11 protein-coding genes are annotated in these 12375 nt (G+C 36.4%); 5 read left to right on the top strand and 6 right to left on the bottom strand.

Translation table 11 applies throughout. The annotated features are described in order from the left end of the window. Positions 1-3 precede the first annotated feature (3 nt). The 5 genes from mreC to NG809_RS08870 all read left to right on the top strand — a co-directional run bounded on the left by mreC (position 4) and on the right by NG809_RS08870 (position 5367). Positions 4-858, top strand: a complete 855-nt coding sequence (gene mreC, locus NG809_RS08890) for a rod shape-determining protein MreC (protein WP_262149883.1) — start codon at positions 4-6, stop codon at positions 856-858. After that, a complete protein-coding gene (locus NG809_RS08885) occupies positions 851-1357 on the top strand; it encodes a rod shape-determining protein MreD (RefSeq protein WP_262149882.1) in 507 nt (168 codons plus the stop codon). Before mreC ends, NG809_RS08885 begins: the two co-directional genes overlap by 8 nt. Beyond that, the gene (locus NG809_RS08880) at positions 1354-3381 is read left to right on the top strand and encodes a peptidoglycan D,D-transpeptidase FtsI family protein (RefSeq protein WP_262149880.1); all 2028 of its coding nucleotides are present in this window, start codon (positions 1354-1356) and stop codon (positions 3379-3381) included. The genes NG809_RS08885 and NG809_RS08880 overlap by 4 nt, the downstream gene beginning before the upstream one ends. Further along, positions 3378-4607 (top strand): rod shape-determining protein RodA, encoded by a 1230-nt coding sequence (gene rodA / locus NG809_RS08875; protein ID WP_262149878.1) that lies wholly within the window; start codon positions 3378-3380, stop codon positions 4605-4607. The genes NG809_RS08880 and rodA overlap by 4 nt, the downstream gene beginning before the upstream one ends. A 178-nt stretch (positions 4608-4785) precedes the next feature. After that, a complete protein-coding gene (locus NG809_RS08870; protein WP_262149877.1) occupies positions 4786-5367 on the top strand; it encodes a pentapeptide repeat-containing protein in 582 nt (193 codons plus the stop codon). A 109-nt stretch (positions 5368-5476) separates the two neighbouring features. On the opposite strand, the gene serS is transcribed toward NG809_RS08870, so the two are convergent. The 6 genes from serS to NG809_RS08840 form a co-directional block, all read right to left on the bottom strand. Then, positions 5477-6757: a serine--tRNA ligase gene (gene serS, locus NG809_RS08865; protein WP_262149876.1), complete on the bottom strand. Its 1281-nt coding sequence runs from the start codon at positions 6755-6757 to the stop codon at positions 5477-5479. A gap of 111 nt (positions 6758-6868) precedes the next feature. Then, entirely contained in the window at positions 6869-7378 is a 510-nt protein-coding gene (locus tag NG809_RS08860) for a hypothetical protein (protein ID WP_262149875.1), read from the bottom strand. Between the two features lie 33 nt (positions 7379-7411). Next, on the bottom strand, positions 7412-9313 hold the full coding sequence (gene asnB, locus NG809_RS08855) for an asparagine synthase (glutamine-hydrolyzing) (protein ID WP_262149873.1): 1902 nt from the start codon (positions 9311-9313) through the stop codon (positions 7412-7414). Positions 9314-9365: 52 nt separating this feature from the next. Next, positions 9366-10616, bottom strand: coding sequence for an MATE family efflux transporter (locus NG809_RS08850; protein ID WP_262149872.1), 1251 nt, complete (start codon positions 10614-10616; stop codon positions 9366-9368). 1 nt (position 10617) lies between these two features. Beyond that, the gene (locus NG809_RS08845) at positions 10618-11748 is read right to left on the bottom strand and encodes a glycosyltransferase (RefSeq protein WP_262149870.1); all 1131 of its coding nucleotides are present in this window, start codon (positions 11746-11748) and stop codon (positions 10618-10620) included. Positions 11749-11835: 87 nt separating this feature from the next. Further along, positions 11836-12324 (bottom strand): hypothetical protein, encoded by a 489-nt coding sequence (locus tag NG809_RS08840; protein WP_262149868.1) that lies wholly within the window; start codon positions 12322-12324, stop codon positions 11836-11838. Positions 12325-12375 lie beyond the last annotated feature (51 nt).

Here is a 12375-nt window from a genome sequence, read left to right as displayed (position 1 = left end):
TGAATGGGATTTTTGCTGAGAATTTTTTCGAAGAACTCTTTGTTTATCTTCTTTATTTTTCTGCAGATCATTGCTCTTGTTCTGATATTTTCTAAAAACGCAATGCAGAAATCGTGGCTCGCAGGTCAAAGTGCAGCCTTTAATGCGTGGGTTTCCGGCTATATTGACGAAGGGGTTTCTTATCTGAAACTTAAGCAGACCAATGAAGATCTTGTGGCTCAGAATAAAATGCTGATGACGCAGCTATATGGTAAAGGCTACAACAAAAATCCGATGTTCAGAAAGGTACACGATACTTTGGGTGGCGGTCAAATCTACACTTTTGTAGACGGAGATATTGTTTTCAACAGCATCAACAGAAGAAATAATTACTTCACCATCAACCGTGGTAAAAGAGACGGGGTATTTCCGCAAATGGGCGTTATGGCACCTAAAGGAATTGCCGGCATCGTCATCAATTCCACAGAATCTTATGCTTTAGTACAGTCGGTTTTAAGTGTCAACAAAATCAGAATCAATGCTGCCCTGAAAAAATCGGGCTATTTTGGAACGCTGACGTGGAAAGGTGATAATTCCCGAACAATGCATCTTTCTGATATTCCAAAATATGTATCGATACGAGTTGGAGATACCATTGTAACTGATGGTAAATCAGCTATTTTCCCTCAGGGAATAATGGTTGGAAAAGTGGCAGGATATTCTGTAGATAACCAAACCGGTTTTTGGGATATTTCGGTGGAGCTTAGCGAAAAAATGGGTGCTTTAAGTAAAATTTATGTGGTTAAAAACCTGAAAAAAGCAGAAGTGCAGAGAATTCAGGATACCATGCAGGCCGTAATCAATAAAGAACATGATTAGCAGAACGATATTTACTGATTTATTGATCATGGCATTTCTGGTGGCATTACAGATTTTTGTGCTCAACAGAATTACGCCTTTCGGGATTTACACACCTGTTGTTTATCCTGTGTTTGTCATGTTTTATCCTTTTTTCAGAAATAAATTTCAGTTCCTTGGATTAAGTTTTCTCATTGGTCTTGCGATTGATATTTTTCTGCATTCCGGAGGTAATAATGCATTTGCGACAACGCTTATCGCGTATTTCCGTACTTTAATTTTCAGAACATCCACAGATACCTCCACAGATTTTTTCTCATTTCAGTCTTTACAGTGGAGTCAGTTTTTACTTTTTTTATTCTCAAGTATCTTTCTACATCAGCTGTTTGTGCAGTACATCGAGTTTTTTAAATTCACAAGGATTTTTGAAATTCTGCTTAATGTGTTGGTAACAAGTATAATTTCGTTTATATTTATAATCGTTTACGCATTAATCTTTAAAATCAAACAAAAAGTTTGAATACACGCTATTTAAAAATCTTTTCCATTCTTGTTGTCATTGCTTTAATTTTTATAGCAAGACTCTCGTATTTACAGTTGTTTACAGACAGATATGCACTGAATGCTGCTAATACTTCCATAAAAACAGAATACATTATTCCCCAAAGAGGCGTAATTTTCGACCGAAACGGAAAGATTCTGGTGGGAAACCAGCCGGCTTACGAGATTTCTTTTACTCAGGCTCTGATGAAACCGGACTTTGACACCATCGCTTTCTGTAATTTAATGAAAATCTCAAAGCAGGATTTCATTAAAAGAGTCAATAACATCAAAAAAGAAAAATATTTTTCCAAACTCACACCAATGACTTTCTTTAAGGATTTAAGCAGGGAAGACATTGCAAGGGTTCAGGAAATTATATTTAAATATCCTGCATTTAACATTGTTTCAAGGCCTCAGAGGCAATATGAAGTTTCCACTTCCGGAAATCTTTTGGGGTATACGAATGAAGTGAATGACAGTGAAATCAAAAAAGATTCTACCTATTATCTTCCAGGAGATTTCATTGGTAAAAGTGGTGTTGAAAAGGCTTACGAGAAAGAACTTCGCGGAATCAAGGGTATAAAATACATCCAAAAAGATATTAAACTCAGAAATGTCGGCCCCTACAAAAACGGAACTTTAGATAAAGAAGTAGTTACCGGAAAAGATATTACGTTGACTATCGATTACGATCTTCAGAGAATGGCGGAAGAAATGTTGGTAGACAAGCATGGAGCCGTAGTTGCCATCGACCCCAACAACGGTGAAGTTCTGGTTGCAGCGACAGGTCCGGACATAGACCCTAACCTTTTTACAGGACCAAACAAATCAAGAAATCTTTACAGACTTTCAAAAGATACCATTTACGAAAATAAACCCACCTTCGACAGGTCTTTGCAGGCAGGTTATCCCCCTGGTTCCACATTTAAATTATTGACAGCTCTTGCAGCAATGCAGATGGGAGTGATGGACGAAAAAACGATTTTCCCTTGCGGAGGCGGATTTTTCTATAAAGGAAAAAGAATTAAAGGTCATGGGGGTGCAGATCCGCTGATTCCTTCGATTCAGGTTTCGAGTAACTGTTTCTTTACGTATGCATTTATTGCCATCATCAAAAAATATCCCGGAAATCCGTCAAAAGGTGTTGATGAATGGAAAAAAATTATGAGCAGCTTCGGCGTTGGAGAATTTTTAAATAACGATTTTGCCGTTGGTGCAAAAGGAAGAATTCCTTCAGGCGATTTTTATGAAAGAAGATTTAAAGCAATTATCAAAGCCAACGGATCAAACCGAACTGACTTCAAAAACTGGGACGAAATGTCTACAGGTGCCATCTACAACGGGATGGGGCAGGGCGATGTTTTGGTTACACCAATTCAGCTTGCCAATTATGTTGCGGCAATCGCTAACCGGGGTTGGTACATTACGCCTCACATCGTGAAATCTATTGACGGAAAACCCAATCCCGACCCACGCTTTAAAAAGAAACATCAGACTTTGGTTGATGCCAAACATTTTGAACCGGTTTTAAAAGGTATGGAAGCCGTAGTGCTTGCCGGAACTGCCAGAGGTTTGAAATCAAGTGAGTTTACACAGTTAGCCAAGACAGGGACGGCGCAGGTTCCACAAGGGAAAGATAACTCTATTTTTGTTTTGATTGCTCCTGCAGATAAGCCCAAAATTGTTGTGGTTGCAGTAATGGAACACGCCGGTTTTGGTGCAACGTGGGCAGGCCCCGCCTGTACTGTAATTGCTGAAAAATACATTACCGGAGATTTGAAGCGTGAGCATCTCTACAAAAAAATGATCACTTCAAGCTTTATGCCTGAATACAAACGCCAATGGATTGCTGATTTAAAAAGGAAAGGTCTCTATAAAGAGCCAAAACCGGATTCTATCAAACTGAAAAAAATACAGGACAGTCTTGAATTGGTTAAAAAACAAAAAGCCAAACTTCAGGAAAAAGAAAAAGCAAAAACTTCTAAAAACCCGAAACTATGAAGTGGACGGAAGGAATAGACAAACTCGGACTCGGATTGTATTTTTTGCTTTGCATTTTTGCGATTGCCAATATTTACAGTGTAGATCAGAAATTAGGAGAAAAACAATTGATTTTCTTCGGAATTTCAATTTTTGTAGGTCTTGTAATTTTCTTCAGCAGAAGTAAGTTTTTTGAAAATCTTTCAGCGATATTTTACATCGGCGGTGTGTTGCTTTTGATCGGACTTTTCCCTTTCGGAACCGAAATTTTAGGACAGAAAAACTGGTATAAATTCGGGAGTATAACCATGCAACCTGTGGAATTTTCAAAGATCGGGACAGCTTTGATGTTGGCGAGCTACGTTTCCGGAGCTGAATTTAATTTAAAAAACAGAAAATCTTTACTCACTACTTTGGCAATTATTGCAATTCCCGCCGTGGTCGTTTTAATGATTCCTGATGTTGGTTCATTGTTGGTTTTTCTTGCATTTTTCATTGCATTGTATCGTGAAGGATTGAGTGGTTTACTGTTTGGTATCGGAGGTTTGTTTGCCGGAGTATTTTTAATTTCTCTCGCAATAAATCCGCTCTACGTTGTCATTGCAATCGTGCTGATTTACGCAGTCGCCATATTTTTAAATTACCACAGAATGTCATGGGATGTGATTTCTGTTGCAGGAATTACGGGATCACTGATTTTGCTCTGTGGATTGGCATTCGGGACACCTTACGTGCTTGAAAAGCTTCCGAAACACCAAAGAGAAAGAATTGAAGTTCTTTACAAAGGTGAAAAGGCTTTCAGAGATACTTCAGGCTATAATTTGCTTTATTCAAAAACAGCTATCGGCTCTGGCGGAATGTTTGGCAAAGGCTACCGTGAAGGATCTGTTACGCAGGGAAAATTTGTTCCTGAGCAGGAAACAGATTATATTTTCTGTACCGTGGGCGAAGAATGGGGATTTGTAGGCAGTGCTGTTTTAGTATTATGTTACATGGTTTTCATCGGACGGATTTATTACCTCGCAGAGAAGCAAAAATCTAGCTTTAATAGGGTTTTCGGGTATTGCTTTGCTTCGATTCTCTTAATGCACTTTTCTATCAATTTAGGGATGGTTATGGGCTTGTTTCCGACGGTGGGTATTCCTTTGCCGTACTTCAGTTACGGTGGAAGTTCGCTTTTAGCATTCTCGATTATGACTTTTATTTTCTTTAAATTAAATTACGCCGATAAGAATAGCTTGGTGTAGGAGAAGGAAGCTGGAAGATGGGAGCTGGGAGCTGGAAGTTTATCATAGACAATGCCTCCGAAGTTTGATGAACTAATTTAGCTTCAACAATCATTTGTTCAATCAAAATTTAGCAAGCATCTGTGCATATTTGTGTAATCTGTGGGACATTTTTATATTCAAATCACAACCAATTTCCATGAATTCAAATTATATTTCATATCAAAATTACAATCAGGTAAATTGCACTGAATCTCCTTTACAATCAGCTGAATACGAAAACTGCATTTTTCAAAACTGTAATTTTGAATACGCCGATTTTTCAGGTTTTAAATTTAATGACTGTGAATTTGTAGACTGTAATCTAAGTATGGTCAAATTAAATTCCACTGCTTTCCGAGATGTCATTTTCAAAAATTCAAAAATGCTTGGGCTTGCCTTTGATTCCTGCAATGATTTTGGACTTTCCTTCAAATTTGAAAACTGCATTCTCAGCAATTCTATATTCTATAAACTGTCACTCAGAAAAACCGTTTTCAAAGACTGTATTTTACATGAAACCGACTTTTCAGAAGCTGATCTCAGAAATGCAGCTTTTCTAAACTGTGATCTTTCCGGTGCAACTTTTGACCGTACAAATCTTGAACAGACAGATTTCAGAACGGCTTACAGTTTCGCTTTTAATCCCGACAATAATAAAATGAAAGCAGCGAAATTTTCTCCTTCAAATCTCTCGGGTTTATTGCTTCATCACAAAATTATCATTGACAAAAATGCATAAAAAAACCACCGGATTGGTGGTCTTTATTGTATTTTAAGCAAATGAATTGACTTTTTGTTCTCTGCTAAGTTTACGCCTTTGCAAACTTTGCGTTTAAATATTTAAGCATTTAATTAATCAAATCAAATTTTGCATATTCAGCAACTTTCTTCGGTAGTTTAATTCCTTCCTCAGTCTGATTATTTTCAAGCAAAGCCGCCATAATTCTTGGCAAAGCCATCGCAGATCCATTTAAAGTATGCACCAACTGAGACTTTCCGTCCGCTTTATAACGGCACTTCAATCTGTTAGCCTGAAATGTTTCAAAATTCGAAACTGAGCTTACCTCAAGCCATTTTTCCTGAGCAGCACTCCACACTTCAAAATCGTAAGTCATCGCAGAAGCAAAGCCTGTATCACCGCCACAAAGTCTTAAAACTCTGTACGGAAGTTCAAGGTCAACCAAAATTTCTTTGATGTGTTCTACCATTTCTTCCAAAACAGCATAAGAATTTTCCGGCTTTTCGATTCTTACAATTTCCACTTTTTCAAACTGATGAAGACGGTTCAGACCTCTTACATGAGCACCGTAACTTCCTGCTTCTCTTCTGTAACATTGGGAGAATGCTGTATTTTTAACCGGAAGATCCTTCTCCTGAAACAAAACATCACGGTAAAGATTCGTCACCGGAACTTCAGCTGTAGGAATCAAAAATAGTTTTTCTACAGTTGTGTTATTCGCAATTTCATACATTTGTCCTTCTTTATCAGGCAATTGCCCTGTTCCGAAACCTGAAGCTTCGTTTACAACGTGAGGAGGGTTTACTTCCATGTAACCTTTTTCAACATTTTTATCTAAAAAATACTGAACCAAAGCTCTCTGTAATCTCGCACCTTTTCCAAGATAAACCGGGAAGCCTGCACCGGCGATTTTCACACCCAATTCAAAATCGATCAGGTTGTATTTTTTTGCGAGTTCCCAATGCGGAATTGCACCTTCGCCCAAACCTTCTACGTCGTGAGACTGATAGATAATTTCGTTGTCATCCGCAGATGAGCCAGCTTTTACCTGCTCATTCGGAATATTCGGAATTTGGTATAAAATGTTGGTCAAATCTACTTCTAAACTGCCCAGTTTTGTCTCCAGTTCTTTGCTCGACTCTTTATATTGTGCAGTTTTAGATTTCGATGATTCTGCCTCTTCTTTTTTGCCTTCTTTCATTAAAATCCCAATTTCTTTGGCGATTTTATTCATTTCGGCAAGTTGAGAATCCAATTCGAACTGAACTTTTTTTCTTTCTTCGTCAGTAGCAATTGCCTGATCTACTAACTCAGGATTCTTAAAATTTCTTTTTTTAAGACCTTCTAAAACGCGTTCCTTATTGTCGCGCAAAAATTGAACCTGTAACATAAATGAGTTGTTGGGTGTTTGAAGATGGTTGTAAAATCAATTTTTGGTGACGGAATTTTTTTAAACTTCCACCATCCAATATCTTACATCCTGCAATTTATGAAAATTAAATTATTTTGTAATGGTAAATGTATTCCCTGAGGTTGGAGTTTTGTTGAAAACTTCATTTTTATTGTACAAAACCTTCGACACCTCAAAAAGTGCAGGCGACCACCGGTACTGAATTTCCATCGTGTCTAAAACCGTCTGAAACAGAGTGTCATTCACCTTCCGGCTTAGATTAAGAGCAATTCTTGAGTAATAAACCCGGTTTTCGGCGCCGGCATCAGGTGACAGCAGTCTTCGTGTAGCTCCTGCAGTATATTCAATGGAATAAGTTGAGTCTGCCTGCATCGTAGGGCCGGAAAAATTGACTGGCGAATTGTCATTTTCGCCAAAGACGTCGTTCATTTTGATATTCGAGTATGAGCCGACTGCTGTAGGATTCAGAAGATCTTGTCCTGCCGCATTTTTCATGTAAAAAGTCATGATCTGATCGATGTTTTGCAGGCTTTCTTCATCACTTCTACAGCTCAGAAGTGCCAGTAGCGACAGCGCTATTCCCCAAAGATATTTCTTCATTTTACAAAGTTAAAATATTAATTTGTAGAGCCGTTAGAGATTTTCAAAATATTTCTGATACCAAAGCTCAAATGTCACGAGCTGCCAGATTTTCACGCAATCGTAAAAGTTGTTTTGGTTTTTCCACCACGTATCGATAGTTTCAGATGTAAAGAAATTCCGTTTTTTCAGGCTTTCGAGATTTTCAATAATAAAATTCTGAACTTTCTCTTCGTTTTTAATGAAATGATTCAATGGAAAAGAAAATCCACGTTTTGGCATGGTCAAAACTTCTTTGGGAAGATAATTTTCAGATACTTTTCTCAGCAAAGGTTTGTTTTGAATACCATTAAATCTGAATTTCTCCGGCAAGGTTGAGACGAAATCAATTAACTCATTGCTCAGATATGGATACCGGAATTCCACACCATATTTCATTGCGCTGAGATCATCTCTGAAAACGTGATGCGACGAAAGTGAATATTTCATATCATATTCAAAATAACCTGCATAGTTTTTGGTTTCAGTTAAATGAAATCTTGTCAAATCTGTATTGATTGTTTTAAAAATATCAGATTTAAAAATATTTTCAGCCTCTAAAGGTTTCATGCCGACCTGACTCTGACGGAAAAAATCAAACACCGAATCTTGTGAGAAATAGTTTTTGACTCTTTCAGAAAACGGGTCTTTTGTCACGATAAAGTTTCTTACGAAATTAAAGTTCTTCAGCAAAAGCCACTTTTTAAGTTTTAAAGCATGACTGTAACCGCCAAAAAGTTCATCTGCACCATTTCCGCTTAAAACCACTTTGAAACCCAGTTTTTTTGCGTATTCCGCAGCATTCATCAAAACTTCCAGACTTGAATAAGGTTCTTCAAAATGCTGAATATTTTCCTTCAAATCTGCTAATACTTCATCATCGCTCACGGTTTTTATATGATGTTTAATTTCAAGATTTTCAGCGACCAAAGATGCATTTTTCACTTCATCTTCAGCAAATTTGTATTGAATAGTAAATGCGTTTACGTCATTTTTAAAAGGCTTTGCTTTGGAAGTGATTAAAGTAGAATCAATTCCGCCACTCATCATACTTGTGACTAGAACGTCGGCGTAAAGCTGTTCGGAAACACTTTTAGCAAGCAATTCGTCGATTTTTTTGACCGCTTCCTCCTCAGAAATTTCAGAGTTTATTTTTGAATTTAAAGTCCAGAATTTTTCTTTTTTAATGGAGTGGTTTTCTAAATCTAAAATCATTAAACTGCCGGATTCCAGAGAAAAAATATCTTTAAAACAGGTTGCCGGAGCCAAAGTGGTCTGGAATAGAAAGTTGGTGTAAACGCCGTTCCAGTTGATTTCGGGTTGTACAAATTCGTTTTTTAATAAAGATTTTATTTCTGAAGCCCAAAACAATCCATCCTGATTTTTGATATAAAATAATGGCTTCAAACCCATTCTGTCACGACCGAAAATGATTTTTTTTTGATTTAAATCTACAATGCAGATCGCAAACATTCCGTCCAGCTTTTCAAACATTGAATTTCCCCAGTTTTCGTAGGCTTTCAGAATGACTTCTGTGTCGGAACTGCTTTTAAAGTGATAATTAAAATGTTCAAGTTCAGTGCGTAGTTCTTTAAAATTATAAATCTCTCCGTTAAATGTGATGACTAAATTTTCATCCGTTGAAGTCATAGGCTGATGCCCGTTTTCCGAAAGATCAACGATTGAAAGTCTCCGGAAACCCAATGCCAGCTGAGATTTTTCATCTTTAAGAATCGGAAAAGTTGACTTGATTTTTTCTGTAGAATCCAATCCTGAAAAAGATTTTCCTTCGTTTTGATTTAAAAGCCAGAATCCTTCATCATCAGGACCACGATGCTGAATTGCTTTATTCATTTCCAGAATATTCTTCGTAGAAATTTCTTTTTTAAATGAATAATAACCGCAGATTCCGCACATAATTTTGATATTGTGATGTAAAAATAAGAAAAGTGCAGGTTCTAAAGAGATTTTACTTTTTCAGAAATTTAAATTTAATTTCATCAAAGTCTGTTTTTGAAATCAAGAAATCTTTAAAATTAAATGTCGTCGAACGGTAAAAATGATAGAATAAAATCAATGCTGAAAGGCAATAGGAAGCAACCGTTGAAATTCCGGCTCCATAAATTCCATATTTTGGAATGAGGATAATTGATAAGATGACAGTTACAATTAAACCTGCTATTGATTTGATGTTTAGTATTTTCAGTTCTTTAATTCCTGAAAAATAGTAGCCAACCATATCACTGACCGCAATGGCGAAAATTCCTGGCGATAAAATCAGTATAATTTCTTTAGTTCCACGGAAGGCGCTGCCGAAAATAAGTTCATAAACTGAACCTGGAATAACAATGATACCTAAAAGAAAAATCAACATCAGGCTGAACGAAAGTTTTAGTGAATGCTTTGTTTTTAGAATAGATTCTGCCTTGCTTTTGCTGTTAATTACTTCCGAATACAAGACGACAGCAATGCTACGGGTAATCGTCCAGATGGCTTCAGCAAAGGTAATCCCAACAGAAAAAATTCCGACCGCAGAAATTCCATCGTAATGTTCAAGGAAATAAAATGAAAGTCTGTAGTTCAGAAACTGAATCAATGCACTGAGTTGGTTTTTCCAGCCATAATCGAACATATTTTTGAAAACCTCAGATGAAAATTTAAAATTTGAAGTTTTACATTTTTTAATAATCTGAAAAAAACTGAGTGAAAATAAAGTGGCAAGACAAAAAATCTGTGCCGTAAAATAGCTTGAAACGGCTTTTAAATTTAAAATAAAAATAAATCCAAATAAAAAAATGACGTGTAGAAGTTGCTGTAAAACCGTGTAAATGTTGAACATTTTGAGATTACGCATCCCAATAAAAACGTTGACATTGACGGATAAAAATGCGGAAAATACTGAAATTCCAATCAAATGAAAAATGTATGTTGACTGTATTTCCGAGAAAGAAAACAGAAGCGGTACAGTAATTCCCGTTAAAACAGACCACAAATAAGAGTAAATTAAAATCTGTTCGGTCTTAAACTTTGATGCGAAATAAGAGGTGCTGCTACCCGCAAAAATGCTGCTGAAAAAACTTACAATTGCGGCGTTGGCAATCACAATCGAGATGGTTCCTTTGCCTTCGCTCCCCCAAAACTGTGTGGAAAAAATGACCAGCCCGAAACTCAAAATGAGAATAAGAAAGCGGGACACAAAAGTTTTGAGAATTGTGAGCATTTTAGTTTTCGCCGGTTTTTATAAATTGAATGAAAGAATCCTTGATCACATTCCAGTTGTATTTTTCTCTAAAAACTTCCGATGCTTTTTGTGCGTTATTGTGATAAAGTTCAGGATTTTTGATATAATTTAAAATGATATCTGCAATTTTTTCAGAATCATCAGGCTTAACTAAAAAACCAAAGTCTGATACGTCCATGTGCTGCCGAATACCTTTTAAATTTGAATAAATGACAGGTTTTCCGGCTCCGATGTAGTAAAAAAGTTTTATGGGAAGAGAGTGATTGTTTTCAAAATTCAGTTCACGCAGGTCAAAACAAAGGTCAGCTTCGGCAAAGCTTTCTGTGAATCTTTCAAATGTTGTCGGCTGTTTTATTTTGATATCTTCAAACTCAAATTCAGATAATAGTTTTTCAAAATACATTTTATCTTCTTCATTTCTTGCAGATCCGATGATGAGTATTTTGATGTTGACCTCTGAATTTTTTTTTCTAACCCAATCAATCGCTTTAAAAAAGTTACCAATTCCTTTATCCTTAGAAATCTGTCCGGTGTAACAAAGTGTAATTTCGTTTGGTTTTAAACTGTTAATATTTGAAAAAACAAACTCAGGATCCGGATAGTAGGGAAGCGTGAGGTTTCTTTTGAACGGGAAAAAGTAAGCTAAAGGAAATTTCTTGGTTTCTTCACCGAAGATAAAATCTGAGCTTAAAAATCCCGCGTAAAGATTGATCAGATAAAATTTCAGAGCGTAAAAAAATTTAGCAGGATAAGCAATGGGGCTGAGCATCGACATAGCAGGATACCATTCTGTAACGTCGTAAATGACAGAAGTTTTTTTGATTTTTTGAAATTTGTTTGCTGCAAAAACTGCCAGCGGTTCTGAACAAATAATTGTATCGGGCTGAAAGGATTTGCAGACTTTAAAAAAGGCTTCAATCTTATCTTTAGACGAATGATTTAGAATAGAAAAGGATTCAATTTGAATTGTATCTATTATTTCAATTAAATTTTCGCAGAGGCTCGTGACCTTAACTTCAAAGCCGTTTTCAGCAAGCGATTTTGCCTGATGATAATAGATGCGGTCATCTTTCGGATGATGCGCTGTTGTTAAAAAAAGCACTTTTTGCATTTAGAACTATCAAAATAACAAAATTTCCTCTGAAGTCTCAAAATAAATTGGAAACCGCAAAGGAAATTTGAAATATTTAATTGAAAATTATTTAATTACTGAAGCCCAGCTTCTCTCGAAAGGCAGAAGGAAATTTCCTAAAAACTCGAGGTACGTATTTTTTGAAAAGTCGAAAACATCAATGTCTTTAGAGATTTCTCCGCTTCTCACTTTTGATTTGAAATCGATCAGTTTTAAAGTTTTCACTTCGCCGTTTTCTACGAAACTGGCTTTCATTCTGTCGAATAGTCCCAGCTGATATTCATCGTCAATTTCACGCATGATTTTCCCAAGTGCATCAATGCTGCAGCCGGACGCCATTTCTTTTTCCTCATCTACACAAATCACAATAAACTGATTTTTTTCGATTTTAAATGAAGACGAAAGCGGTTTGCCGTGAGCAGCCCAAGTTGCGAGAAAATCGTACAGTTTTTCTGTGATTTTCTTTGCTTCAACGGTTGCAAAAGGTCTTGATGCAGGATAGATAATGACTCTGTAGTCGTTGGCTTCTACAATATCAGATTCTTCAATTTTCATAGGCTTATATTTATCTGTAAAACAAAATCAGCAATTTTGATTTAAATAGAT

Source organism: Chryseobacterium foetidum (assembly GCF_025457425.1).
Classification (GTDB): Bacteria; Bacteroidota; Bacteroidia; order Flavobacteriales; family Weeksellaceae; genus Chryseobacterium; species Chryseobacterium foetidum.
Note: the sequence above shows the minus strand (reverse complement) of the source record. Positions and strands in the feature narration are given on the sequence as shown.

What these genes read in the sequence shown, in the direction of transcription:
- asnB (WP_262149873.1), bottom strand. Translation starts at nt 9,313, where the DNA reads ATGTGCGGAATCTGCGGTTATTATTCATTTAAAAAAGAAATTTCTACG.
- NG809_RS08860 (WP_262149875.1), bottom strand. Translation starts at nt 7,378, where the DNA reads ATGAAGAAATATCTTTGGGGAATAGCGCTGTCGCTACTGGCACTTCTG.
- NG809_RS08850 (WP_262149872.1), bottom strand. Translation starts at nt 10,616, where the DNA reads ATGCTCACAATTCTCAAAACTTTTGTGTCCCGCTTTCTTATTCTCATT.
- NG809_RS08840 (WP_262149868.1), bottom strand. Translation starts at nt 12,324, where the DNA reads ATGAAAATTGAAGAATCTGATATTGTAGAAGCCAACGACTACAGAGTC.
- NG809_RS08885 (WP_262149882.1), top strand. Translation starts at nt 851, where the DNA reads ATGATTAGCAGAACGATATTTACTGATTTATTGATCATGGCATTTCTG.
- serS (WP_262149876.1), bottom strand. Translation starts at nt 6,757, where the DNA reads ATGTTACAGGTTCAATTTTTGCGCGACAATAAGGAACGCGTTTTAGAA.
- rodA (WP_262149878.1), top strand. Translation starts at nt 3,378, where the DNA reads ATGAAGTGGACGGAAGGAATAGACAAACTCGGACTCGGATTGTATTTT.
- NG809_RS08870 (WP_262149877.1), top strand. Translation starts at nt 4,786, where the DNA reads ATGAATTCAAATTATATTTCATATCAAAATTACAATCAGGTAAATTGC.
- mreC (WP_262149883.1), top strand. Translation starts at nt 4, where the DNA reads ATGGGATTTTTGCTGAGAATTTTTTCGAAGAACTCTTTGTTTATCTTC.
- NG809_RS08845 (WP_262149870.1), bottom strand. Translation starts at nt 11,748, where the DNA reads ATGCAAAAAGTGCTTTTTTTAACAACAGCGCATCATCCGAAAGATGAC.